This window comes from Microcoleus sp. A006_D1, assembly GCF_036702805.1.
Classification (GTDB): Bacteria; Cyanobacteriota; Cyanobacteriia; order Cyanobacteriales; family Microcoleaceae; genus Microcoleus.
In genome coordinates this window covers 69,408-95,016 of sequence record NZ_JAUBVZ010000020.1, presented here as the reverse complement: position 1 = coordinate 95,016, position 25,609 = coordinate 69,408, and the positions used below count along the sequence as shown (strand labels likewise).

Sequence of the window (25,609 nt, the reverse complement as noted above, 5' to 3'; positions counted from 1 at the left end):
CTGTTGGCTGTTAACTGTCTTGGTTGAGCATCCTATTTTTCGCAGAGAAACTTATGTTAAAAAATCAACTTTTGTGCTGTACGGCGATCGCCTTTTTGCTCGCTGGTGAAGTTACCGTAAATTTAACTGGTGGCAGCGGCGGCAAATGGTTAAATATTAACCGGGAAGCTTTGGCCAGAAGCAGTGGCGGAAGTGGCGGCGGGCGATCGAGTTCTTCTAGTTCCAGTTCTAGTTCCAGCCGCTCTAGTTCTTCTAGTTCTAGTCGCAGCCCATCCGATAGTTCTTCTAGTTCCAGTTCCAGCCACCCCAGCAACAGCGGAAACACTGGGGGAAGAGTTCGCAGCGGCTCTTTTGAAAAGCCGGCTTCACCCGCACCTGTCGCCGCACCGAACGCTCCGATTCCCCAACAATCTGGAAATAACAGAACTGTAATTATAGAGCGCACTTATAATTCAGGGCCGAGTTATGTAGTTCCTTACAATTCCGGTAACAGTCAGCCAAATACTAATTCTCAGCCACAACCAGCCGTCAATCCAGCACCTGTTACAACTGAAAATAACTCGGATAGTGCTGCGAGTGAGGAATCTTCTGAAGCTTGGAAATTGTTTGTATTTTGGTTGTTTGTTTCGGCAGGGACTGTCGCCTTAATAGCTTACTGTATTTACTATTACCGAAACAAGGCTGGGGATGCCTCAAAAAAACCGAATTTTGCAGTCAGCAAGTTGCAAGTTGCCATGTTGGCCACCGCTGGCAATGTTCCAAGTCAGCTCAATGAATTGACGCTAAATTCAGACTTAGAAAGCGCGGAGGATCGAGCCAAATTTTTGCAAGAATCTGTTTTGATTGTTTTGCGAAATCGCGAAAGCTGGACTCACGTTTGCGCGACTTCCCAGATATTTTCAGATTTGGCAGAAGCGACCCAAATCTTCGACCAAATCTCGATTCACGAACGCAGCAAGTTAAGTCGGGAAACTCTGAGTATGGTTAACGGCGATATCCGCCGCCAGCAGTCTGTCAGTGCTGGCGATCGCGATCCTGGAGAGTATATTGCAGTCACATTTTTGATTGGGACAGAGGACACCAGACCGCTGTTTGGAGAGATTCGCGATGTTGGGAAGTTGAAAGCGGTGTTAGAGCGATCGGCTGCGACTCCTGCTGATAATTTGCTGATTTTAGAGGTGATTTGGAGTCCGCAGCAGCAAACTGATAGTTTGAGTGGCGATGATTTGTTGGGTTCCTATGCGGATTTGATTCGGATTGGTTAGACTTGCATTGCATTAATTTTTAATTAATAGGCTAACCGCAGATGAAAGGCAGATCAACACGGATAAACGCAGATGGTTTTAATGTTGAGATGATTTCCAGAAAGTATGGATAATTCAATTTATGCCAAATCTTTACATAATTGGTGGCGCTAATGGTTCCGGGAAAACCACGGCCTCAATGAGTTTATTACCTAACTTTCTGGACTGTTTTGAATATGTCAATGCTGATGCGATCGCGGCTGCACTTTCACCATTCAATCAAGAGTCCGTAGCCATTTCTGCCGGACGCATTATGCTAGAAAGACTGCAAACTCTGTCTAATTCTGGAACTGATTTTGCTTTTGAGACTACTCTGGCGGCCCGCAGCTTTGCTGCTTTCCTCAGAAGTTGTAAAACCAAAGATTATACAATTAACTTAATTTACTTTTGGTTGCGATCGCCCGAACTAGCCATAGCAAGAGTAGCCAGACGGGTAGCTAGCGGCGGCCATTCTATCCCAGAAGATGTCATCCGCCGCCGCTATGACAGAGGAATGCGAAACTTGCTCGCTCTGTATTTGCCTTTGTGCGACAATTGGATTATCTATAATAACTCTAACGAAACTCCCGAGTTAGTGACAGAAGAAAGTATCGAGCAAGAACAGATCGTCTATAATATTGCAATCTGGAATCAAATAACTCAAAGATAGAATGAACGAATCAAAACCCAGACAGCTTTTATCTACAAAGATTGATGCGGGAGTGAAAGCTGCCGTTGCAGCAGCTATTGAAAGACACCGCAAATTAGGTGAATCTATTGCTGTTTGGCAAGATGGGAACGTTGTAATTTTAACAGCCGATCGCATTCCTCCAATGACCCAAAAGTAAAAAAGGTCAATTGCCCAACAAATTAAATCATCTCCACCCAGACTGTGACATAATACTCTACTGTCTGCTTTTTCGCCACCTAAACTTCACCAGAAAGAATTGGTTTAAAGCCTCTCCCTGATCGGGGAGAAATTAAAATCAGACTATTCATTACTCCAATCCTCTTCCTTCTAGGTAGAGGTCGCCCTCAAGCAGTCAACTGTCAACTGTCAACTGTCAACTGAATGAAATGAACATCCGTATCGGTAATGGCTACGACATTCACTGCTTAGTTCCAGAACGCCCCCTGATCCTCGGTGGCGTACACATTCCCCACGAATTAGGCTTATTAGGACACAGCGACGCAGACGCGCTCACCCACGCGATCATGGACGCGATGCTGGGAGCTCTCAGCTTGGGAGATATCGGTCTGTATTTCCCGCCAACTGACCCGAAATGGAAAGGTGCAGACAGTCTAGTGCTGCTGGCACAAGTCAATCAGTTAATATTAGATAAAGGATGGGAAATTGGCAATATTGATTCGGTGGTGGTGGCTGAACGTCCGAAGCTGAAACCGCATATTGAGCAAATGCGCGATCGGCTTTCTGGTGTTTTACAATTAAAACCCGACCAAATTGGCATCAAAGCTACTACCAACGAAAAGTTAGGCCCCGTGGGAAGAGAAGAAGGAATCGCAGCCTATGCTGTAGTTTTGCTGGGCCGAAAATAGAACTCTATAATCTAAAATTGACTGTGGAGTCAATTGTTTAATCCAAAATCGCTAGGAAGCCTGAAATCATGGACACTGACAACTGGGAGTTACAATTTCCTGTAGACGCGGATGTGATCGCGTTGGATAAGGACGATCGCATAGTCGTGCTAATCGAGGTTAAAATTATTCAAACTCAAGAACCAGCCACCAAACAGAAAATTGTCGATCGCGCGATCGACTGGCTGAAAGCTGTGTTAGCTAAGGTGTCTGAAAGAAACGCGATTATCCCCTATGCTATGTTTATTGACGCGGAACAAATTTTGATTTTCAAATGGGATGGCGTGAATCTATCGGAGCCTGTTTGCACTCTCAATACTGGTGAAATATGTCGCTATTATCTGCCGAGTTTTGGCAGTAAATGGCTCTTTGAAAGTACCATTGAGGGGCTGATTGAATCGTGGCTGCATGACTTAGATTATAACTGGAAATCAGAAATACCGCCAGCATCGGAGCAGATAGCAGCCATCGGTTTGCTGCCATTACTCGCAGGTGGAACAACAAAATCAGGAGTGGAATTAGGTGGCAATCGTATATATCGAGACCAACTTTCTGATGAGTATTACTACAGGGCGTGAGGCTGAAGCAATTATGTTGCTCAGAGATTTGTCCTCATCAGTTCAGTTGGTAATACCCAGCATTTGTTACAGGTCGGCTTTGTCAGCTTTAGAGGATGAGTTGAAGCGACAAAACTCTTTTAAGGAACAGCTAAGTCGTCAAGTTAGCGAAACAAAGCGAGATGTGACATCTGAATACGCCACATCTCTATATTTTCACTTAGAAGAGTCATTAGTTTACTATCGCTATCGAATAGATGAAATTAAATTTCGCTTGCGGGAAGCGATAAGTCTGATGTCGCGAAATGCAGAAATGATTGCATTAAATCCAGAGATTATCGAAGCAAGCTTAAACGAAACTTTGATCGAAAAAGACCCAACAGACAATTTGATTCTACACTGTATCCTCAGTCATGCCCGATCGCATTCTACAGAAAGCAAAGTATTTCTCAGCGGTAACGTCAAAGAATTTGGTCTGTCGAAAGTTCGAGATGCTTTGCAGGAAGTCGGGATAACCAAGTATTTTTCGCGCACTGAAGACTTTCTCGGTTGGCTACAATCTCAGTCATAATTGCACGCAGGTGGTAAACTAAATTCTTATGAAAAATTTCCCTATTTTACATTCAAAGCGCCGCTGGCTGGCTGTTTTGCTGGCTGTAATTGCAGCCGTCAGTCTGTCTGCTTGTACTCCGGTGCGATCGCAATTAACCAACAGACTCATCGTTCCCACCCCCAGCGGCCCGTCTACCTTCAACTATCCGCTAAATCAATCTGCATACAGCGTTTTTGGCTATATGTACGAGGGATTGCTCAACGAAAACGGCTTGACATCGAAGCTAGAACCTGGTTTAGCAGAGTCCTGGGAAGTTTCTAAGGATGGCAAAAAGATTGTCTTCAACCTGCGAGAAGGTTTGAAATGGTCTGATGGCGAGCCGATGACAACTGATGACATTATCTTCAGCTATGAAAAGATTTATTTCAATGATAAAATTCCTAGCGGATTGAAAGATACTCTGAGGGTTGGTATAAGCCGTCAATTGCCCAAACTCAAAAAAATTGACAGCCGCCGCGTTGAATTTTCAGTGGCAGAACCTTTTGCTCCTTTTGTTAGATTTGCTGGGGGAATACCAATTTTACCAGCTCATATCTTGCAGGAATATGTCACCAATACAGAGGCTGACGGCAAGCCTAAATACCTGTCTGCTTGGGGCACGGATACTGACCCCCAAAAAATTGTCGGTAACGGCCAATACCGAATGCTGAGTTATACTCCCAATCAGCGCGTGGTTTTGGAAAGAAATCCCTATTTTTGGCGCAAAGATGCTGAGGGAAATAGTCAGCCTTTCATCCAGCAAATTGTTTGGCAAATTATCGAAAATACTGATACTCAATTGCTGAATTTTCGATCGGGCGATTTGGATACTCTGGACGTGCAGCCGGAGGTGTTTCCGCTGCTGAAACGGGAGGATAAACGTGGCAAATATACGGTGTTTAACGGCGGCCCGGACACTGGCAGCGTGTTTATGTGTTTCAATCTGAATAAGGGGCGCAATGCTCAAAATCAGCCGTTTGTAGATGCGGTTAAGTCTCGCTGGTTCGCGGCTAAGGAATTTCGTCAGGCGATCGCCTATGGCATCAACCGCGACGCGATGACTAACAATATCTATCGCGGACTTGGGGCGCCACTGCATTCCCCTATTCCGGCGCAAAGTCCGTTCTACTTGTCTCCAGAACAGGGATTGAAAACTTACAGTTACGACCCGCAAAAGTCGAAAGAGTTGCTGCTGAGTGCCGGTTTTAAGTATAATAGTAACGGCGAATTATTGGATGCTGAGGGCAACAAAGTCCGATTTACTTTGTTGATGGCTGCTGGCAAAAAAGTACGGGAGCAAATGGGAACGCAAATTAAACAAGATTTGGGCAAATTGGGGATGCAAATTGATACGCAGTTTTTGAGTTTTAACACTTATGTGGAAAAGCTGCGTTTGAGTAAAAATTGGGATACTTACCTCGGCGGTTTTACGGGAGGTCTGGAACCGCACAGCGGCTACAATATTTGGTCGGTCAAGGGGACTTTGCACAGTTTTAACCAGGGCGCATCAGCGGGAGAACCGCCGATTAAGGGTTGGGAAGTGTACGACTGGGAGCAGAAAATTGATGACCTTTATGTGAAGGCTTCCCAGGAGCTTGACGAGGCGAAGCGCAAGGAGCTTTATGGGGATACGCAGCGGATCATAGCGGAACAAGTGCCTTTTATTTACATGGTGAATCCGCTGACTTTTGAGGCTGTGCGCGATCGCGTATCCGGAATTCGCTATAGTGCGATCGGCGGTGCTTTCTGGAATTTGTACGAGCTGAAAATTGCCGAATAGTCAGTTGTTAGTAGTCAGTTGTCATTAGTCAGTAGTCAGTAGTCATTGGTAATTGGTAATTGGTCATTGGTCATTGGTCATTAGTTATTCGTCATTGGTCATTAGTCAACCCTTCTCTTTCGCAAGCTGTCAACTGTCAACTGTCAACTGTCAACTGTCAACTGTCAACTGTCAACTGTCAACTGTCATTGGTCATTAGTGAATTAATTCATGGAACCTGAAATTTTACAGAAGTTACTCGAATCTGTTGCGTCTGGCGATGTTAGCCCCGCCGTAGCTTTGGACAAATTAAAGCATTTTGACTTTCAACAAGTCGGTGATTTTGCCAAAATTGACCACCACCGCACGTTAAGAACCGGTTTTCCTGAAGTCATCTTGGGCCCAGGGAAAACACCAGACCAAATTGTGGAAATTATCGAGGCGATGCGCGGGCGAAATCCTGTGGTGATGGCGACGCGAATTGAACCGGAAGTTTTCGAGAAATTGCAGCAAAAAATACCCGATTTGTGCTACTACCAAAAAGCTCGAATTTGTGCAATTTCTGCTAATTCCCCAACTTGGCAGCATCCGGGTACTGTGACTATCATCAGTGCGGGAACGGCGGATTTGCCTGTGGCGGAAGAAGCGGCAGTTACGGCGGAACTTTGCGGTTTTCAGGTGCGGCGTTTGTGGGACGTGGGAGTTGCTGGAATTCACCGCTTGTTGAATAATCGGCACGTGATTGATGATGCTGATGTGTTGATTACGGTTGCTGGTATGGAAGGTGCTTTGCCGAGTGTGGTTGCAGGTTTGGCAGATTGTCCGGTGATTGCGGTGCCGACAAGTGTTGGTTACGGCGCAAGTTTTGGCGGGATTGCTCCTCTTTTAACTATGCTTAATTCTTGTGCGGCTGGTGTTGGTGTTGTCAATATTGATAACGGATTTGGGGCGGCGATTTTAGCTTGCCAAATCTTGAGAAGTGCTGGCAGAGTGGGGAGAATGGGAGAGGGCGAATAGAAGAAAGACCGGGCGGTTAAAATTGCGTTATTTTCTTTACACCGCTTGGAGTGGATGAAAGTTTGTGTAGACGCGGTTTCAACCGCCGTCTTATTTTTTGTCCCAACAGATGGGAACTTAAAGAATACAGGCGGTATTATTCAAACGGATTGATATTAATCGCCCGCCAGCCAAATCGGATAACCAGAAGAATCCTCAGCTTTCAACTTTTGCGCCTGATAACTCTTGCTAGTCCAATTAGCTACTGTTTGCAGACTTTCGGTCAAAAAACTTTCGCTGCCAAAGGCTTCAAATCCCAAAGTCCACGAAGGATTGCCGTTAACATTTAACTGAGTAATTTCCACAATGCAGCCTTGGGGAATTGGTGCTTCCACAGGCACAGACATTAGCACACCAGGGGCAGAAACTTGGTAAAGACGCTGGGCTCGCTTTTTCTTCACCTTCACCCACTTTCCAGTCGCGATGATATCCGCTGGTAGCGGCGCTATCGTGTCGGCACAAATCCATTTCAGCCATTTCTCGGCTTTGCCTTCCCAGCGGTTGCCAAACTGCATCGCCCCCAATTCTGCTTGCCGCCACTTTACCTGTAAATTTTTCCCGCGCAGCTTGACTCCCAAGTAGTCGCAGCCCGGTATCAGCAAGTATAAGTCTTCTCGCTCTTCTGGCGGGGACAGATACCCGCCGAGACTCTCGCTGCCAAACCATTGCCCGATCGATTTTGGCAGCGCACCGCTATAAAACCACCGCATTTCCAGACTGGCCCGCATAAATTTTTCCTCCGTTCTTCCACTATTTTCATCAAACCCCGACTGGATTTGCCTCGCGCGATCATCGATCGTCTTTTGCGCCTCTCCACTCTATCCTCCCCCCTCCGGGGCACAGAGTCTACTACCGGCAGTCATACTATTTTAGATTTTTGATGGGGAATTACTTATTGTATATGGGTTTGAAGCTTGCCCAGGGCTGCATTTTTTGTGGAAACTGGTGTCGGATCGCCGGCTTTCAAAAAAAATCATACAATCCTTTACATATCTTCATAAGTATGTTACATTTATTTACAGTACACAAAAACAACTTAGGAGACTGACATGGCTGACAGAGGCTTACAGCTCGACAACGACGGCAAAATGAACAATTTTGCGATCGAACCCAAAGTATATATAGATGACGAACCCCGCACCGGCTTCACCCCCTACGCAGAACGCTTGAACGGTCGCCTTGCCATGATAGGTTTTGTTTCTCTCTTGGCTTTAGAAGTTTCCACCAAGCACGGACTGATTACCTGGCTAACTCACCTGTAACGATTTTGTTGAAAATTAAACTGTACGGCTATGGCACGCGGGCGATATACAAACCGCGATCCATAGCTTAACTATTTTTAGGGGCAAGGTTTGGTGAGATAATTAAAATTAAATATTTTAGTTTTACCCTACCCGTAAAAATAATGCTCAAACGAATTGCGGCAATACTTCTGGTGGTTCTAAGCCTCAGCTTGACTGGTTGTGTGTCTAAAGTCGTCGGACTCAAAAGCTATGTTGATACTGGCGATGGCTATCAATTTCTCTATCCTAATGGCTGGCTGCCGATCGCAGTTGCTAATGGGCCCGATATCGTGTTTCGCGATTTGATTCAGCAAACCGAAAACGTCAGCGTGGTCATCAGTCCAGTCGCGGGGAACAAAACTCTGGCTGATTTGGGGACGCCCACGGATGTCGGATACAAGCTTAGCAAAAATGCGCTCGCCCCGACGGATTCCGGCCGCGAAGCTGAATTACTCAATGCAGAAGCTCGGGAATCGCGATCGAAAAACTATTACCTGTTAGAATATGCTGTCAAACTCCCAAATCAACAACGGCACAACTTAGCCAGCGTAGCAATCAGCCGTGGCAAACTTTTTACGCTTAACATTTCCACTACCGAAGAACGCTGGCCGAAGGTAAAAGAAGCTTTTGAGAAAGTCGTCAAATCTTTCTCTGTTTATTAGGTTGAAAAGTTATTGGTTATTAGTTATTAGTTATGGGATACTGGGCCAAAAAGCATTATGGATGGTACATTGGTTATTAAAGCCAACAAATGACTAATGACTAATGACCAATGACTAATGACTAATGACTAATGACTTCTTAACATATGAAAATTCCAACTTTTGTATTAGCCTCAGCTTCCCCGGCGCGCCGCAGCCTGCTAAAAAGTGCCGGCATTCAAGCTGTGATTTGCCCCAGCGACTTTGATGAAGGGCAAATAAAAATGAGGGATGCTACTAAATTAGTGCAAGTTTTAGCAGAGGGAAAAGCTGACGCTGTAGCTAGTTTTTTGCGGGCTAATTCTCACCCGCAAATTCCCAATCCCAAATCGTGTTTGGTGTTGGGATGTGATTCAATTTTGGTCATAGATGGGGAAATTCACGGTAAGCCGAAGGATGCGGAAGAAGCAATCTCGCGCTGGCAGAAAATGCGCGGTAAAGTTGGCGAACTTTATACGGGTCATGCTTTAATTGATACTAGATTCGATAACTTTGATGAGGCAATAGATCGATCGCTCATTCGCTGTCAAGTGACGAAAGTTCATTTTGCCGAAGTGAGCTTCCGCCAAATTGCGGCCTACGTCGCTACGGGAGAACCCCTCGCCTGTGCTGGCTGTTTTGCACTGGAGGGTAAAGGTGGCTTTTTTGTGGAAAAAATCGAGGGCTGTCACACAAATGTAATCGGGTTGAGTTTGCCTCTGCTGCGGCAAATGCTGGGCGAAATGGGATATGATGTTGCGGATTTTTGGCAATCTTAATGTTTGTAGAATTCATGTCAGGAATCGGGAGGCAGAGCCTCGCTGATAGGCCTTCCCAGGCAGAGCCTGGGAACGAGGATTGAGAGCCTTGCTGTTGTGGGATGTCCCGCCCGTCCGTGTTATCCAAATTAGCAGCAATGTGTACCGATTTGAGTTAACCTAGGGCGATCGCACTATCCACAACAGAAGTAAACTGAAGTTGAGCAGGCGACACATCTTTCACCAAACCCAAAATATTGCCGGTACTAGCTTCTCGAATTATCGTCGCCTTAGTATCCAGGAATCTAAAATCAGCAGTTCGCGGCTGTCCCGGAGGAACAGGGCCATTGCTGTCGTAATCTCTGGCATCGCCAATTGTTAAAAACTTTTCGGTTAAAACAAGATCGTTTCGCGTCAATCCTCCGGCCAATCCGATGGTATCTCCTTGTGCTGCATTGTAGTCGAGAATAAAATCGGCAGGCACTTCATCTACCTTAATAGGAAAAGTACCAACAGGACGCGGCTGATCCGAACCAATTGCCGCCGAACTTGCTCCCGCTTCTCTGCGGAGAACAAACAAATCTGCACCTTCTCCTCCCCAAAGTCTGTCAATTCCAGCATCACCGATTAGAGTATCGTTGCCACTGTCTCCTACTAAATTATCGCTGCCTTGACCGCCTCGCACAAAGTCATTTCCCGTGCCTCCATAGGCGTAGTCATCGCCTTGATTCCCGCTGAGAATGTCGTTGCCACATTCTCCGTAAAGTATGTCAAAATCTTGACCGCCGCGAATAGTATCGTTGCCGCAACCTCCGATTAAAGTATCTGTGCCACCGTTTCCGTTCATCAGTTCGGCTGCACCTGAACCTCGGACAAAATCGTTGCCGGCTAAGGCCCGCAAACCTCCAGGAGTGTCGCGCAGAATTCCGTTGGCTAATTGAACGATATCGTTATTGGGAGTAAGGTCAAAAAAGTTGGGGTCGCTGGGATTTGGCAATGGCCCTGTGAGCAATCTGATGTTTGGGGGATCGGGAATAATTGGATCGGAGTCGATAGCTAAGGCTTTAATTTCTCCAAGATTTGTTTCTAACATTTTAGGTTTCCCCTGTTTTGATTAATTTTGTTGACATTCGGATTTTAACAAAGGTTCCAATTAAGAAATCTGCGTGAATCTACGGTTATAACAATCAAGTTACTGTAAAAATTGCCCCATTTGTCATGCAGCAAGCATAGCTTATTGACACCAAGGCATTGCCCAAATCCGCAAATATTTTGAACTCTTCAGCAATAATTATCGGGATCGCGTAATCTATTACCCGTTAGCAGTTAGTTACCGAAAACCTACTGAATGCTAATTGTCATCAAACCTTGAGTTAAGTCAGGAATCGTTAATATGCAAGACACTGCGATCGAATTTATCAAAGCCAGAGAAATCCTGGACTCCCGCGGCCGCCCCACCATCGAAGCTGAAGTTCACCTAGCCAACGGTGTTGTCGGGCTCGCACAAGTCCCCAGCGGCGCGTCTACAGGCTCCTTTGAAGCCCACGAACTCCGGGATGATGACAAAAAACGCTACGGTGGCAAAGGCGTGCTGAAAGCCGTTGCTAACGTCGAGCACAAAATTGCCCCCGCTTTGGTTGATATGGATGCGATCGACCAAGGATTAATCGATCAAACCATGATTGACTTGGACGGTTCCCCCAACAAATCCAACCTCGGCGCAAATGCCATTCTCGGAGTCTCCCTAGCCACAGCAAAGGCAGCCGCCGACACTTTAGGAATCCCCCTTTACCGCTACTTGGGCGGGCCTCTAGCGAACGTTTTACCCGTGCCTCTGATGAACGTGATCAACGGCGGTTCCCACGCGGACAACAACGTAGACATTCAAGAGTTTATGATTGTACCTGTGGGAGCGCCTTCTTTTAAGGAAGCTTTGCGCTGGGGTGCAGAAGTATTTGCGAGTCTGGCAAAAGTCTTGAAAGACAAAAATTTGCTGACTGGTGTTGGCGATGAAGGTGGTTTTGCTCCTAATTTGGGTTCCAATCAGGAAGCTTTGGATTTGTTGATGATGGCAATTGAAAAAGCTGGTTACAAACCAGGTGAAGAAATTGCTTTGGCTTTGGATGTTGCTGCTAGCGAGTTTTACAAAGATGGGCAGTACACTTACGACGGTGTGGCTCATTCCCCGACAGAATTAATCGATTATTTGGATGGTTTGGTTGGGCAATATCCGATCGTTTCTATTGAAGATGGTTTGCACGAAGACGATTGGGATAGTTGGGTGGCGCTGACTCAGAAAATGGGCAGCAAAGTTCAGTTGGTGGGTGACGATTTGTTTGTAACAAACCGCACGCGCTTGCAAAAAGGCATTGATTTGAAAGCTAGCAATTCGATTTTGATTAAGCTGAATCAAATTGGTTCTTTGACGGAGACTTTGGATACGATCGACCTGGCGAAGCGGAACAGCTATCGATCGGTGATCAGCCACCGTTCTGGTGAAACTGAGGATACCACAATTGCTGATTTGGCTGTAGCGACTCGCGCCGGTCAAATCAAGACTGGTTCTCTATGTCGCAGCGAACGGGTTGCCAAATACAACCGTTTGTTGCGGATTGAGGAGGAATTGGGCGATCGGGCAATTTATGCAGGATCGATCGGTTACGGGCCGAAATAGCGATCGATAATCGGTAATTCCCCATTATCCATTGGTGTCAACTTAAGGTCAAACTTAGTCACAGACTGCTGTTTACCACCGAGGCCAGATCCCCCCTAGCCCCCCTTAAGAAGGGGGGGACAAGAAGCATTCAAAGTCCCCCTTCTTAAGGGGGATTTAGGGTGATCTGGCCTGGGCTACAAACGAGATTTAATGGTTTTAGGTGATTGTTGACACTAATCCCAATGCCCAATGCCCCATGCCCAATGCCCCATGCCCCATGCCCCATGCCCTATGCCCAATGCCCAATGCCCTATGCCCTATGCCCAATTAAGGATAGAAAGCCAATTGAGGCAAACCCAAAGTTTCTTCCCAACCCATCATCAAGTTCATGCACTGGATGCCTTGACCGGCTTGGCCCTTAATTAAATTGTCGATCGCCGACATGACAATTACCCTGTCAGTGCGCGGATCGACTTCCACGCCGATATAACAAAGATTTGTGCCGCAAGCCCATTTGGTTTGCGGATAAACCCCAGCCGGCAAAACTTTTACCAAAGGAGAATTGCGGTAAAAAGCGGTGAAAATGGTGATTAAATCTTCCCGAACTAATCCCGGATCGCGCAAATTTGCATAAACAGTAGCCAGAATTCCGCGCACCATCGGCATCAGGTGAGGAGTAAATTGGACTTTGATATCTTGTCCGGCCAAATGGCTGCAAACTTGCTCAATTTCTGGGGTGTGGCGGTGGCGGCCAACCCCGTAAGCACCTATGGAATTGTCGGCTTCTGCCAACAATAGATTAACTTCGGCTTTGCGGCCCCCTCCCGAAGTTCCTGATTTGGCGTCGATAATTGCTGTTTCTGGCACGATGAGACCTTGTTTTAGCAAGGGCGCTAGGGCTAATAAACTAGCAGTGACGTAGCAACCGGCACAGCCTACTAATTGAGCATCTTTAATGCGATCGCGATACAATTCTGGCAAACCGTAAACAGCGGTTGCAGCCGCTTCAGAGTCCGATCGCTCGCCGCCGTACCAAGCTTTGTAAGTGTCCAGATTTTCAAATCTGTAGTCAGCCGACAAATCCAAGACTTTGCAGCCTTTTTCGATCAGCCTCGGTGCCATTTGGCAAGCTAAACCGTTGGGTAGCGACAGAAACACAACTTCACATTTTGCCGCTATTTTATCTAGGTCGATCGCCTCGACAGTCAAGTTAATGCAGTTAGTCAGATGTGGATAAAGACTGGAAAAAGGTTTTCCCGCACTGCTATCCCCGCCCAAATACACTACTTCCGCCGCTGGGTGATCCGCCAGCAGTCGCACCAGTTGCACGCCGCCGTACCCTGAAGCGCCGATAATTCCTACAGGCACACGTCCAACATTTCCCATTTTCCTTATATCCCCTCAGCCTTTGAAGTCAAAAACGCTTGAACTTTTGCTGCATTGTAGTACCAAACGCTAACTTTGGTGATAAAGAATTGTGTTGTTTTGTGATGGAGGTGCATTGTTGGGAATTTTTCGTTTGAGCGATCGCCAAAACCCTAAAATTAAGCAACGGATGTGCGATCGTGCTATAAAAAACTTACCTTAACCTATCCAGAAACCGGAGATTAACATTTTTGCTCTTGGTTGTGGCGTCTGACCTCCGTTAAATCCGTTAAATTCGTTATACTCATCCGTTGCCGAACTTTTTATGGGAATTACAGTAGAAAACGTATCAAAACATTTTGGCAGTTTCCAAGCACTCGATCGAGTCAGCTTAGAAATTGAATCCGGTTCCCTAGTCGCATTGCTGGGCCCGTCTGGTTCCGGCAAGTCTACGCTGCTGCGGCTGATTGCAGGTTTAGAAATGCCCGACTCCGGGAAAATCTGGCTCACAGGCCAAGATGCCACAAATACCAGCGTCCAAGACCGTAATATTGGGTTTGTGTTCCAGCACTACGCGCTATTCAAGCACATGACAGTGCGAAAAAACATCGCTTTCGGGATGGAAATTCAGAAAACACCGCCCGCGAAAGTCAAATCCCGAGTAGAAGAATTGTTAAATTTAGTGCAACTGGGAGGATTGGGCGATAGATACCCGTCGCAACTCTCAGGAGGGCAGCGGCAGCGGGTGGCCCTCGCCAGAGCCCTAGCTGTGGAACCGAAAGTGTTGCTGCTAGACGAACCTTTTGGAGCTCTCGATGCCAAAGTTCGCAAAGATTTGCGCGCTTGGTTGCGCAGACTGCACGACGAGGTGCACGTTACCACAGTCTTTGTGACGCACGATCAAGAAGAAGCGATGGAAGTTGCCGATCGAATTACCGTCATGAATAAAGGTAAAATCGAACAAGTAGGCACGCCCGCAGAAATTTACGACCATCCAGCGAGTGCATTCGTCATGAGTTTTATCGGCCCTGTCAATGTCTTACCCAGCAGTTCGAGGCTGTTTCAAGACAACGGATTTGACTCACCCAACCCAGAGATTTTCTTGCGCCCTCACGACGTGGTAATTGAAACTACAGAAAATAATGCAACAGTACCTGCAAGAATCAGTCGCTTGATTCATTTGGGATGGGAAATTCAGGTAGAATTAACCTTAGACGACGGTCAAGTAGTAAACGCTAATTTGACCAGAGAAAAGTTTGACCAGTTGCAGTTGCAGCCGCAGCAAAGAGTGTTCGTCAAGCCGAAAGATGCCAAGTCGTTTCCACTTTTTTATTCAATCTGATATCATATCCGCTCGAACAACCACAATTGGGTTCCAGCGTTCGGACTTTAGTCCTAATCATGGATGCGGACTAAAGTCCTCACTAAAAACCCTCTGATACCACTTCTTAAAACTAGAGCTAAATTGAGATCGGACACAAAAACTAGAAGGACACGGCAATGCCGTGTCCCTACTTTTTATTCTGATAACTGCGCAGTTAGTCTTTGATGTTGGTGACAGCTTTTTTGACTTGTTGCTCAAAGGATGTAGAGTTTGTATTAGAAGGATTTTTCATCTTGTCCTTGTCAGCATCTCCCTGAACTTCATTAATTCCTTCGTTGGCTTTTTTCTGAGTTTCTTCCAGAGACATCGGGTCTTTCAAAACTGCTTTTTGAGCTTCTTTCTCAATACCTAAAAGTTGCTCTTGACCTTTGGTGGGGCTGCTGGTCACGGCAAAAGCTGGGAAAGCATTAGAAACAAACATCAATGCACAAAAACAAACAGCTATTAAAGTGCGGGCTAAACGCTTGACAGGGGTGTTAAAGCTGATAAAAGACATACAAAATTTCTCCGTTTTTAGAATTTTTGATCGCTGAGATTGTTAACAGGCTGAATTTCACTCAAATTCTGCACAATCTTTAACTCAATTTGGATAGAAGCAACAGCATTAAGCACTTGCTCTCTCTTAAATAGAGCTAACATATTATATATAGCTGAAAAAGCTGGGTTTTGAAATCATTCTCAGGGAATATTTTGGCTTTGTGTCTTCCGATAGATGAGTATGGTGCCTCACGGGAAGTCATAGGATTTTCGATTCTCAATTTGAGATTTGAGATTGGGAATCAGCGATCGTATATGGGTTTTCAGCTTGTCTTCAGTTGCATTCTTTTTTTAACTAATATCACAAGGTAGGAGCGAGAAAATTCTGTTGTTTAATGCACTTTAAATCAGCCGCTATTTGCAATAATCGTGCCCGTCGGGGCAGGAGATCCGCCCACCCCACAATAAAATTTAATAATTATTGTGGAACAGGCATCCTGCCTGTTGCTGCAAGATATCAGATGCTGATAACTGACAACTGAACTACTGCTGCCGCACCGGAACTAGACATTTTGCTAGATAAGTCTTAATTTCTCCGACGCTTAGTTGTCCGTAATGCAGCAGGGAAGCCAAGAGTGCGGCTTCTGCTTTGCCCTCTGTCACGGCTTCGTAGATGTGCTGACAGTTGCCAGCGCCGCCGGAAGCAATCACGGGAATTTCGACCATTTCGGCGATGCTGCGGGTTAAGGCCAAGTCGTAACCGGCTTGAGTGCCGTCAGAGTCCATGCTTGTCACCAGAATTTCGCCGGCGCCGCGCTGTTCGGCTTCCTTGGCCCAGACGATCGCATCTAGGCCAGTATTTTCTCGTCCTCCGCGCACGTACACGTCCCAACCGGGATTGTCCGCATCTTGGCGTTTGCGAGCGTCGATCGCCACTACAATACACTGATTGCCAAATCGATCGCTCGCTTTGTCAATCAAACTCGGATCGCGCACCGCAGCGGAATTGATGCTTACCTTATCAGCGCCCGCCCTCAACAAACTTTTAATGGTGTCCAAGGATTGGATGCCGCCGCCCACTGTCAAAGGGATAAATACTCGATCGGCAGTTCGGTACACCACATCAATCATAATGTTCCGGTCTTCGTGAGTCGCCGTAATGTCCAGAAACACTAACTCATCAGCACCCGCATCATTGTATACCTGAGCCATTTCTACCGGATCGCCAGCATCTTTAAGGTTGACAAAATTGACACCTTTGACCACGCGGCCGGCTTTCACATCCAGACAAGGCAAAATTCTCTTCGACAACATAAAATTCTTGTGTTTCTAATTTATTGAGCGCCGCAGCGAGGAAAAGGCTTTGTTGATATCTTCAAAAACCGGAAGTTCAGCAACAAATCTTAAAGATACCTTGCTAACAACACGGTTGTCTGAGCCACAGAGCCATTTTGCAGTTTTTTCGGCTCTCTCAGCATAAAATAAGTTATATTTTCGGCAAACAGTCGCAAATTTAATGGCCTCAATAGATCTTGGGCGTGAAAAATATGACACTTTCGCTTAAGATCGAACCATAACTACCTTTGCGGGCGATCGAACCTGTGGTTCGGGAATCCTGCGAAAGGTTCGGTGAATCGACGATCGACTAAACGATTTGAGATTTAAGATCAGCCAATATGAGGTTTTTTACCAGCAATCTCAGTTATAAGCCGCGCGGTACAGTTAAAATTTAAAGTTTAAAACCTCAAATCGGTTGACTTGATGTTGTTTCTAGGGCTGTGGTGACTTTGCAAGCCAATCCACATTTGTTACTTCGTACAGAAAGCGGCAATCGCTACTTGCCGCTCTCCGGCAGCAATTGCTGGACAGTAGGGCGGAATGATGACAATAATTTTGTATTGACCGATCGCTGGATTTCCCGCAATCACGCGATGTTACAGCAAATGGAGACCGGAGAGTTCTACCTGATCGACTTGGGCAGCCGCAATGGTTCCTTTGTCAACGGGCGGCGGGTGAGTATTCCTGTCACGCTCAGAAATGGCGATCGGATTATTTTCGGTCAAACCGAGTTGGACTTCTACAACCCAACAGCAGGCCGCCGGATCGATCGCATCAACGAGTCAGACTCTGAAGATTTTACGGCGACTCTGACGGTACGCAGCCTGATTAGCGTCATGGTAATGGACATTAGAGACTTTACAGTGTTGACTAGACAGCTAGACGAAACCCTACTCTCGGAAGTCATCGGCAATTGGTTCCGCAAAGCTGGACAAATCATTCGCGAACACGGTAGTTGGGTGGACAAATACATCGGCGATGCGATTATGGCTGTCTGGTTTCACAAACCCAGCGGTGTCAGCACCGAGGAAATGATGCAGATTTGCCAAGCTTTGAGCGAACTGCACAAGGCAACAGACGAACTCAGCAGCCGTTACCCGTTGCCTTTTCCGTTGCGAGTCGGGGCTGGAATCAATACTGGTTATGCAATGGTGGGAAATTCCGGCAGCAGCGATCGATCGGACTACACCGCTTTGGGAGATACTGTCAACGCAGCATTTCGCCTGGAATCTTGCACTAAGCAACTCGGCAAGGACATCGCCGTGGGAGAAACAACCTACAAATACCTGACGGAATTGGGTGCCCAGGGAGCTTTCGAGCAGCACATCGTTGATTTGAAGGGTTACGACACTCCCAGCGTGACTTACGGCGGTACTTATGCTGACTTGAATGCTTTTCTGAAAACCAAAGGCAAGAGTTCTCGATAGCTAGAAAACTGGGTGCGGGGCAAAAGTTAACCGATCGCCTCAACTTCGGTACATATCATATTTCGCCTGTGATGTCAACATCTAAATGTAAATTTTGTTAACAGTCCTCTGCCTGCTGCGGATTAATCTGAAAAACTGCATAAGCAAAATGGTAGTCTCTACATAAATGCTGTGTATGAAATTGGGAGACAAAACTTCATGAAACGATTGGGTCGTCTATTGGCAGTATTGGGCTTAGTGCTGGGCTGCTTTGCAGGGGCTGGAGACATGAGCGCGATCGCGGCGACATTGAGCCGTATCGTATTGCCATCATCCTCGCTCCTAGCTGTGGAAGCTCCGGTTAGAACCAATCGCGCCGATGACAAGCTTGCCACAGAATACGGCAAAAAACTTGATTTGAACAACAGCGCCGTCCGTGACTTTCGGGAATTTCGAGGGTTGTATCCTACTTTAGCTGGACTAATTATTAAGAATGCTCCTTACGAAAAAGTTGAGGAGGTACTCAACATTTCAGGCTTGACGGAACCTCAGAAAAAGGTGCTGCAAGCTAACATGGACAAATTCACCGTAACTGATGTCGAATCAGTGTTTATTGAAGGAGACACCCGGTTGAATAATGGTCTCTATGACTAGATAGCAGCGGGCCTCCTTTGAATTTATTAGTCATGAGTCATGAGTCATGAGTCATTGGTCATTAGTCATTGGTCATTAGTCAGAACTGATTTTTTGTTGAATTATGGCTTATGGTTTATGGCTTATGGCTTATGGCTTATGGCTTATGCTCAGACTGACAAATACCCAATGCCTTGAAAAAGGAGCGAACCCAAAGACCGATACAAGCCTCCGATGTTGTGGAGAGAAAAAATTTTTAGACATTAGTTTAAATCCAGATTAATCTGTAGATTAAATTATTAATTTATTCAATTATTAAATATAAAATTGACAGTTCCAGCCCCTAAAGTCATAGGTGGAGTCAAATCTAAATAAAATATGAAAGCTAAAATCGACAGTTATATTCCCCAGATTCATATGTAAAGTTAATTGTAAAATCTAAAATCGGCAGACTTATGACTGACAAATTTGACGTATTGGTGATTGGTGCTGGCGCAGCCGGTTTGTACACGGCACTTTGCCTTCCAGAACATTTGCACGTCGGCTTGATTAATAAAAATATCCTGCCTGTTTCTGCAAGCGATTGGGCCCAAGGAGGAATTGCTGCGGCGATCGCCCCAGAAGATTCAGCAGCCCTGCACGTTCAGGATACACTGGCTGCCGGAGCAGGTCTTTGCGATTTGGAAGCGGTGCAATTTTTAGTAGAGCAAGCTCCTGATTGCATTGATTCCCTGGTAAAAATGGGCGTTGCATTCGATCGCACCGGCCCAGATTTAGCCCTCACCCTAGAAGCAGCCCACTCCCGGCGCCGAGTGCTCCACTCCGCCGACACCACAGGGAAAGCGGTTATCAGTACGCTGACAGCAAAAGTATTAAGCCACAAAAACATTCAACTCATCTCCCCCGCCTTTGCTTTGAGCCTGTGGCTAGACAAAAACGGTCGCTGTCAGGGCATTAGCTCAATTTGCGACTCCCGAGTCAAATGGCTGCGGGCAGAGGCCGTGGTGCTTGCCACAGGCGGCGGCGGACAGGTTTTTGCTCAAACGACCAACCCGTCGGTAAGTACCGGAGACGGGGTGGCAATTGCGTGGCGTGCCGGGGCGCTGCTGCGAGATTTAGAATTTGTACAGTTTCACCCGACAGCCCTCAGCAAAGCGGGCGCGCCTCGGTTTCTGATTAGCGAAGCGGTGCGGGGAGAAGGAGCTCATTTGGTTGACAGCAAGGGATATCGCTTTGCTTTTGACTATCACCCCAGCGGGGAACTCGCCCCTCGCGATGTCGTTAGTCGCGCTATTTTCAGCCACTTGCAGAAGACGGGGGAACCTCATGTTTGGCTGGATTTGCGCCCGATTGCGGTCGATCGACTGCGCTACAGGTTTCCGAATATTATTCAAGTGTGCGCTGACTGGGGAGTTGATATTTTTTCCGAACCGGTGCCCGTGACGCCCGCCGCCCATTACTGGATGGGAGGGATTGTGGCTGACAAGTTCAACCAAACTTCGATTCCGGGTTTGTACGCGGTGGGAGAAACTGCGAGCACGGGGGTACACGGCGCTAATCGGTTGGCGAGCAATTCGCTGCTGGAATGTTTGGTTTTTGGCGCGCAAATGGGACTTTTGCAGGTAGAAGGTGAAAAGTCCAAGGCATTCTCAGATGATGAAGATGCAGGGGAAATCTTGGAAAAATCGATTTCACAACAGGATATTGAGACGATCGACAAGTTGCGGATCGAATTGCCGAGTTTGGTGTGGCAAAGTGCGGGAATTTGCCGGGGAATGCGGGATTTGGAAAGTGCGATCGTCCAAGTTGAGATTTGGAGGCAAGAATTTGCCTCTTTGCCTTTGAGTCAAGCGCTTGATAATTTACGGCCCGGACAAATTATTGATTTTTCCCCTGATGAGGAGAATAGCTCGGTTTTGCGAAATTGGGGGGAAGTTGGCAATTTATTGGATATTGGCTACTTAATTCTCAAAAGTGCTGCGTTTCGCACGGAAAGCCGCGGCGGTCACTACCGGGTAGACTATCCCCTTACCGATCGGAATTGGTGCAGCCACACTTTAGTTCACCAATCGAATTGGTACAAATCGGGGCGAATAGAAGATTGAAAAATTGAGTTCAGCGCGTCCCCGTACCGTCACTTTTGGGGTTTCCGTTGGGGTCTGGCTCGTATTTTTTTGGGTTATTTGGAACTCTAGATGTTGGCGCGACTGTCAAGACTGTGGAGGTCGATGGCGTCGAGCCCCGCAAGCTACGCTCTTTTGTGGAGTTGCTGGTTGAGTTACTGGCAAGTCTAGTGGCATTTGCGATGCCGATCGTATTCACTTGCAGGCAGACAGCCAGGGTTGCCGTTGTTGTGAGCTGAATCAAAGTACGCATAGTGTTCATAGCCTTATTCAAATCACTGAAGTAGATGCACGTCCCTACCACCTATTATATCTATCAATTTCCGTAGTTCCACTGATATCTTTACATTTCCTTTAATTAATTTTCGTAAGTTTACGTAGACCCTTTTAAATCTAGACTTTTTGGCGATTTGAAGTTGGTTTTCTGTCTCCTACCAGTTGCTATTTGCGATTGGCGATTGGCGGTTGGCGATTGGCGATGACTTACTGCATAAGGGTTTGGAACACGGGTCTGCCGTTGCATTCTTTTTTTAAACTCATCTCATCTTTTGTAATATTTTTTAACATTTAGAAGAGACGGTAATTTGCTCTAATAAGTTTGATACTTTTTGTAAGTCTATCTAATGACTGATGACTTAATAAAATTGATATTGATTTTTCCCTAGTTGCTTAGCACGATACATCGCAGTATCGGCATTCTTGACTAAAATATCTGACTCTTGACCGTCAATTGGATACAAACTAATGCCAATACTTGTAGTTACAGAAACTGTATGTTCTTCTAAAATAAAAGGCTGCATGATGGCGTCGCAAATTTTTTCAGCTACTTTGGCAGCTTCCTCGCGACCTGGAATTGCGGGCAGGATGACTGTGAACTCGTCGCCGCCCAATCGCGAGATTGTATCGCTGCCGCGCAAGCATTTTTTGAGCCGACTGGCAACTGCTTGTAAGAGTAAATCGCCCACATTGTGTCCGAGAGTGTCGTTGATTAACTTAAATCCATCTAAATCTAAAAACAGTAAAGCTACCAATTCCTGATTGCTGAAAGCTCTTTCTAAAGACTGATGCAAGCATTCGTAAAACATTTTGCGGTTGGACAAACCCGTGAGAGCATCGTGATAAGCTTGGTGGCTGAGTTCAGCATTTTTTTGTTCTAAGGCATCTTCCCGGAGCTTGCGCTCGGTAATATCTCGGATCGCTCCGACTAAAAATAGGTTGCCAGCAGCATCTTTGTGCAGGGATCTTTTAGTTGAAATCAGATGCGTAACTCCGTGAGCGTCGGTAAAATATTCTTCATTTTCTAGCGGCTGGTGAGTTTGCAATACTAATTCGTCTTGCTGCCAAAATATATCGGCTTCGGCTGGGGGAAATAAATCGTAATCTGTGCGGCAAGTTAAAATTTCTAAAGGATAGCCGATAAATCGACAATATGCCTGATTTAAAACAATGCAGCGGTGATTTCTATCTTTGACAAAAATCGGGTCGGGAATTGTATCGATTAGCGATTGTAAAAATTCTTTAGACCGTTTTAATTCTTCTTGCAAGTGAGCCAGATAACCTACAACTACGGCGCCTGAACCCAAAAGACTGAGGATTGGAGGAATTAACGGCAGCCACCAACCTGCTAAACAGGCTAAGTATAAACTGGCACTCAGACCGAGACTGATACTTGACAAACAGCAAGCCGATCGCCCGATTGATCGCAACTTCCAGCTCACACTGGCTCCCGCCCAAGACCACAGTAAAATCCACAGCAACTCCGCAGCCTCGGGCCAAACTTTGATACCCCCCCGCCCGTCGAGGGCCGCACTCAAAATTTGGCTCAAGAAATGAGCCTGAAGCTCGACTCCGGCTATTGGCTGGGGAGGAGCAAACAAACCGGAGCTGTAAGCATTTTGGTAAAAGTCTTTGAGGCTGGCGGCATTGGAGCCGATCAAGACAGCGCGCGATCGCACAAAATCAGCCGGTACTTTGCCAGAAAGCACGTCGCTCATGGATGCGGTGCGGAAACTGCCGATCGGGCCACGCAGATTAGCGAGAATTTGATAGCCGCGGCTGTCCGATCGCACGTAAGCACCATCATTCGGTTCAAAAGGTCGAAACACCCCCTTGCCTAGCTGCAAGTATTTAGGATTGACTGTGGCTGGTTCTGGGGAAATCCCTTCGCGATCGAGGTAAAGCAAAGCCAGTCTAAGCGCGAAACTTTCATGAGTTTTGCCGTCTCCTGGCCAAGAGTAGAGCAAAGCTCGGCGCACTTTGCCGTCAGCGTCGATGACAACGTTGTTGAAACCAATGCGCGAGAGCTTGTCAAGTACCGGAGGCGGCCGAACTCCCAACCTGGTTTCGTCTGGCATCAACTCAATGCCGATTAAGTTGGGAATAGTTTTAAAAGTTTTGAGCAATTCGGCGTTACCCGGTTGAGTTGGCAAATCTCGGTAAACGTCGAGACCGATCGCCCGCGGCTTGCCAGCGTGCAATTTTTGCAGCAATTGGGCCAATACAGCATCGGAAATTGGGTAGCCATATTTTTGCAAGTCAGCTTCGTTAATTTCGACAATGGCGATGCGCGAGTCAATTGGTTCGGCGGGCCGCCAGCGCACAAAGTTGTCGAAAGCAGCCCATTCCCACACCTGCAAAAATCCCAACCAGCGCAGTACAATCACCGTACTAGCAACGCTACTGGCAGTAATCAATACTCCGCGTTCTCGATCGAGCCATTTTTTGATAGTTTTTAGCATAATTTGGGGAATTTTGCCTCGCCTGAAGAGCATCTAAGCTACTACTACATATAGCTTTTACATTTCCGGGGCAATCTGCTCAGTCGATTTTATATTTTTGATTTTATATTTTTGATTTTATATTTTTGATTTTTGGGTTTGGCGGTGCGGGCGATCGGGCTGCAACCGCAAAAACCTAGTTTCTCAACCAAAATACGTCATTTCAGCAATAGACAAGATTGCCTAAATGTTTGATTGATATAGCCTTTCTCAGAAAGATCAGCTAAGCTTCCGGCATAGGGCTATGGGCATAGGGCATAGGGCTATGGGCATAGGGCATACCTGACCACGCTTGAGAACCGCTATAGATCGACCGCAGATTCAAGGTATATAAACACAGATCAACGCAGATAATTTTAAGAACAGCGAGCGAGTGCAATTGGAGTCTAATGAGTCTGGAAGCGGCAACCCGGTTCCGGGACTTTTTGTGTAAAATTGCTAGTATTTATTTGCAGCCAGCGTAGTAGATAGTCCGGTTGATTCGTGCTTGTATGGGCGGGGCGGGTTTATGAAACTTTTGGCTTTTAAAGCCAGAATAATGGCGAACCCGCCCCTACAAGACCTTGCATTATATAACAACGATGTTACCGGACACGATCTCACTAATTTTTAATAACTTTTTATTAAAAATAGATGGGAGATTTTAGATTGATTTCGCAGCATGAGCCAACGCTCCAGTAATTTAAAAACCGATATTTACTGCCTAACAATCTAAAATCTGCCATCTAAAATCTCAAACTATTCTGTCAGTTTTGAAAGTTGCGCGGGCCGGTGTAACCGGATAACTCAGCGAGTTTATCCAAAGTTTGCGTCCCCGAATAAAACTGACCTTTAATCTCCCAAGTCGGGAAACCTTTAATATTCGCCGCCGCAGCTTGACAAATTTCAGCGCGGGAATTTTGGCCCTTGGGATCGCATTCAAAATAATCAATTATTTTGGCTGCTTCTTTGCCGAATAGCATTTTTTGATCGTGGCAGTGGGGACACCAGTAAGCGCCGTATTCTTTAGCGCCAATTTGTCGGAGGTGGCGGGCTAAAGCAAGTTGTGCCGGGCCGGAGGTTGTAGTGACGGCAGGGGGTATAATTCCAGGGGTAGAGACGGAAGCAGCAGGTGAGCTGACGCTGTTATAAAGTCCTAAAGCGCCGATCGAACTTACCATCGCCACCAAAATGCCTGTAAACACCAACTGTCCGATATCTTCCCACTCGCGGCCGACGAGCACCAGCACAAACAGCGACAGCGCAAATATGGCGGAAGTGATGCAGTAAATGCACAGATCCTTAATTTCAAAAGCCATCAAATACACTAAATAGCTGCTGAAAATTACCATCGCAGCGGTGATGATAAATAGTGCTTGCCAAGTTCTGTTTTCTAGTTGAGAGTGCAGTCCTTTGTTGGTGTCGGGATTGACGGCTTTGGGAGCTAATGCCAGAATTGCGATGCTCAGATAAGCCAGACAGCCTAATAAACTTAAAGGCACTGTGCCGAAGACTGTAGCGTAGGGACTGTTGAGAACTTTGTCGCAGCCGCTGGTGGGACAAATGACTGAGCCTGTCGTGAATTTAGCGATCGTCAGATAGGCCGTTTCTAGGACGCCGATGGCTGCGATCGCTGCGATCACAGTCCTAGACCAGCGATGAATCCAAGGGGTTGAACGTCGGCGAATCATTTTTTTGATTTGGTAATTGGGAATTGGGAATTGGGAATTGGGAATTGCTAATTGGGAATTGCTAATTGGGAATTTGTGCTTTTGTTCACTGTTAGCTTTTAGCTTTCAGCTACTACCAATGACCAATTACTAATTACGATTGCTGTCAACAACCAGATCAAACGTAGTCAGAGACGGCTGTTTGGCGACTAAGCGTCGATCCCCCCTAGCCCCCCC

At 46.5% G+C, this 25,609-nt stretch carries 25 protein-coding genes; 16 read left to right on the top strand and 9 right to left on the bottom strand.

Annotated elements, in window-relative coordinates:
• Positions 1-53: 53 nt before the first annotated feature.
• From QUB68_RS26175 to larB, 8 genes are all read left to right on the top strand, one after another.
• Positions 54-1,265, top strand: coding sequence for a DUF1517 domain-containing protein (locus QUB68_RS26175; RefSeq protein WP_332997836.1), 1,212 nt, complete (start codon positions 54-56; stop codon positions 1,263-1,265).
• 121 nt (positions 1,266-1,386) lie between these two features.
• Complete coding sequence (locus QUB68_RS26170; RefSeq protein ID WP_332997835.1) at positions 1,387-1,953, top strand: zeta toxin family protein; 567 nt, start codon at positions 1,387-1,389, stop codon at positions 1,951-1,953.
• A gap of 1 nt (position 1,954) precedes the next feature.
• The gene (locus QUB68_RS26165) at positions 1,955-2,131 is read left to right on the top strand and encodes a hypothetical protein (protein WP_332997834.1); all 177 of its coding nucleotides are present in this window, start codon (positions 1,955-1,957) and stop codon (positions 2,129-2,131) included.
• A gap of 229 nt (positions 2,132-2,360) precedes the next feature.
• Positions 2,361-2,840: a 2-C-methyl-D-erythritol 2,4-cyclodiphosphate synthase gene (gene ispF / locus QUB68_RS26160; RefSeq protein WP_332997833.1), complete on the top strand. Its 480-nt coding sequence runs from the start codon at positions 2,361-2,363 to the stop codon at positions 2,838-2,840.
• A gap of 68 nt (positions 2,841-2,908) precedes the next feature.
• Positions 2,909-3,457 carry a hypothetical protein gene (locus tag QUB68_RS26155; protein ID WP_332997832.1) on the top strand — a complete coding sequence of 183 codons (549 nt, stop codon included), beginning with the start codon at positions 2,909-2,911 and terminating at the stop codon, positions 3,455-3,457.
• Positions 3,435-4,007, top strand: a complete 573-nt coding sequence (locus tag QUB68_RS26150) for a PIN domain-containing protein (RefSeq protein ID WP_332997831.1) — start codon at positions 3,435-3,437, stop codon at positions 4,005-4,007. Before QUB68_RS26155 ends, QUB68_RS26150 begins: the two co-directional genes overlap by 23 nt.
• A gap of 28 nt (positions 4,008-4,035) precedes the next feature.
• A complete protein-coding gene (locus QUB68_RS26145; protein WP_332997830.1) occupies positions 4,036-5,808 on the top strand; it encodes an ABC transporter substrate-binding protein in 1,773 nt (590 codons plus the stop codon).
• Between the two features lie 210 nt (positions 5,809-6,018).
• Positions 6,019-6,804: a nickel pincer cofactor biosynthesis protein LarB gene (larB, locus tag QUB68_RS26140; RefSeq protein WP_332997829.1), complete on the top strand. Its 786-nt coding sequence runs from the start codon at positions 6,019-6,021 to the stop codon at positions 6,802-6,804.
• Positions 6,805-6,959: 155 nt separating this feature from the next.
• On the opposite strand, the gene QUB68_RS26135 is transcribed toward larB, so the two are convergent.
• Entirely contained in the window at positions 6,960-7,571 is a 612-nt protein-coding gene (locus QUB68_RS26135; protein WP_332997828.1) for a hypothetical protein, read from the bottom strand.
• Between the two features lie 321 nt (positions 7,572-7,892).
• Between QUB68_RS26135 and QUB68_RS26130 the strand changes: the two genes are divergently transcribed.
• The 3 genes from QUB68_RS26130 (at position 7,893) to QUB68_RS26120 (ending at position 9,585) form a co-directional block, all read left to right on the top strand.
• Positions 7,893-8,105 carry a high light inducible protein gene (locus QUB68_RS26130; RefSeq protein WP_332997827.1) on the top strand — a complete coding sequence of 71 codons (213 nt, stop codon included), beginning with the start codon at positions 7,893-7,895 and terminating at the stop codon, positions 8,103-8,105.
• Positions 8,106-8,248: 143 nt separating this feature from the next.
• Positions 8,249-8,788: a photosystem II reaction center PsbP gene (gene psbP, locus QUB68_RS26125; RefSeq protein WP_332997826.1), complete on the top strand. Its 540-nt coding sequence runs from the start codon at positions 8,249-8,251 to the stop codon at positions 8,786-8,788.
• 146 nt (positions 8,789-8,934) lie between these two features.
• A complete protein-coding gene (locus QUB68_RS26120; RefSeq protein ID WP_332997825.1) occupies positions 8,935-9,585 on the top strand; it encodes a Maf family protein in 651 nt (216 codons plus the stop codon).
• A gap of 154 nt (positions 9,586-9,739) precedes the next feature.
• On the opposite strand, the gene QUB68_RS26115 is transcribed toward QUB68_RS26120, so the two are convergent.
• Positions 9,740-10,657 (bottom strand): calcium-binding protein, encoded by a 918-nt coding sequence (locus QUB68_RS26115; RefSeq protein ID WP_332997824.1) that lies wholly within the window; start codon positions 10,655-10,657, stop codon positions 9,740-9,742.
• 300 nt (positions 10,658-10,957) lie between these two features.
• Here QUB68_RS26115 and eno point away from each other — a divergent pair, with 300 nt between their 5' ends.
• Complete coding sequence (gene eno / locus QUB68_RS26110) at positions 10,958-12,238, top strand: phosphopyruvate hydratase (protein WP_442923130.1); 1,281 nt, start codon at positions 10,958-10,960, stop codon at positions 12,236-12,238.
• Between the two features lie 309 nt (positions 12,239-12,547).
• Here eno and argC read toward each other — a convergent pair whose 3' ends face one another.
• Positions 12,548-13,606, bottom strand: coding sequence for an N-acetyl-gamma-glutamyl-phosphate reductase (gene argC / locus QUB68_RS26105; protein WP_332997823.1), 1,059 nt, complete (start codon positions 13,604-13,606; stop codon positions 12,548-12,550).
• 304 nt (positions 13,607-13,910) lie between these two features.
• On the opposite strand from argC, the gene QUB68_RS26100 reads away from it, so the two are divergent.
• Complete coding sequence (locus QUB68_RS26100) at positions 13,911-14,927, top strand: sulfate/molybdate ABC transporter ATP-binding protein (RefSeq protein ID WP_332997822.1); 1,017 nt, start codon at positions 13,911-13,913, stop codon at positions 14,925-14,927.
• Positions 14,928-15,123: 196 nt separating this feature from the next.
• Here the strand turns inward: QUB68_RS26100 and QUB68_RS26095 are convergent, their stop codons facing one another.
• The 3 genes from QUB68_RS26095 to hisF form a co-directional block, all read right to left on the bottom strand.
• Positions 15,124-15,465 carry a low temperature-induced protein gene (locus QUB68_RS26095; RefSeq protein WP_332997821.1) on the bottom strand — a complete coding sequence of 114 codons (342 nt, stop codon included), beginning with the start codon at positions 15,463-15,465 and terminating at the stop codon, positions 15,124-15,126.
• Between the two features lie 17 nt (positions 15,466-15,482).
• Complete coding sequence (locus QUB68_RS26090; RefSeq protein ID WP_332997820.1) at positions 15,483-15,608, bottom strand: hypothetical protein; 126 nt, start codon at positions 15,606-15,608, stop codon at positions 15,483-15,485.
• 381 nt (positions 15,609-15,989) lie between these two features.
• On the bottom strand, positions 15,990-16,760 hold the full coding sequence (hisF, locus tag QUB68_RS26085) for an imidazole glycerol phosphate synthase subunit HisF (RefSeq protein WP_332997819.1): 771 nt from the start codon (positions 16,758-16,760) through the stop codon (positions 15,990-15,992).
• A gap of 464 nt (positions 16,761-17,224) precedes the next feature.
• On the opposite strand from hisF, the gene QUB68_RS26080 reads away from it, so the two are divergent.
• The 3 genes from QUB68_RS26080 (at position 17,225) to nadB (ending at position 20,928) form a co-directional block, all read left to right on the top strand.
• Entirely contained in the window at positions 17,225-18,211 is a 987-nt protein-coding gene (locus tag QUB68_RS26080; protein WP_332997818.1) for an adenylate/guanylate cyclase domain-containing protein, read from the top strand.
• Positions 18,212-18,409: 198 nt separating this feature from the next.
• Positions 18,410-18,844, top strand: a complete 435-nt coding sequence (psbU, locus tag QUB68_RS26075; protein WP_332997817.1) for a photosystem II complex extrinsic protein PsbU — start codon at positions 18,410-18,412, stop codon at positions 18,842-18,844.
• Positions 18,845-19,278: 434 nt separating this feature from the next.
• Positions 19,279-20,928, top strand: a complete 1,650-nt coding sequence (gene nadB, locus QUB68_RS26070; RefSeq protein ID WP_332997816.1) for an L-aspartate oxidase — start codon at positions 19,279-19,281, stop codon at positions 20,926-20,928.
• A 10-nt stretch (positions 20,929-20,938) separates the two neighbouring features.
• Here the strand turns inward: nadB and QUB68_RS26065 are convergent, their stop codons facing one another.
• From QUB68_RS26065 to QUB68_RS26055, 3 genes are all read right to left on the bottom strand, one after another.
• Positions 20,939-21,208: a hypothetical protein gene (locus QUB68_RS26065; RefSeq protein ID WP_332997815.1), complete on the bottom strand. Its 270-nt coding sequence runs from the start codon at positions 21,206-21,208 to the stop codon at positions 20,939-20,941.
• A 373-nt stretch (positions 21,209-21,581) separates the two neighbouring features.
• Positions 21,582-23,684, bottom strand: a complete 2,103-nt coding sequence (locus tag QUB68_RS26060) for a CHASE2 domain-containing protein (RefSeq protein ID WP_332997814.1) — start codon at positions 23,682-23,684, stop codon at positions 21,582-21,584.
• Positions 23,685-24,469: 785 nt separating this feature from the next.
• On the bottom strand, positions 24,470-25,393 hold the full coding sequence (locus QUB68_RS26055; RefSeq protein WP_332997813.1) for a vitamin K epoxide reductase family protein: 924 nt from the start codon (positions 25,391-25,393) through the stop codon (positions 24,470-24,472).
• Positions 25,394-25,609 lie beyond the last annotated feature (216 nt).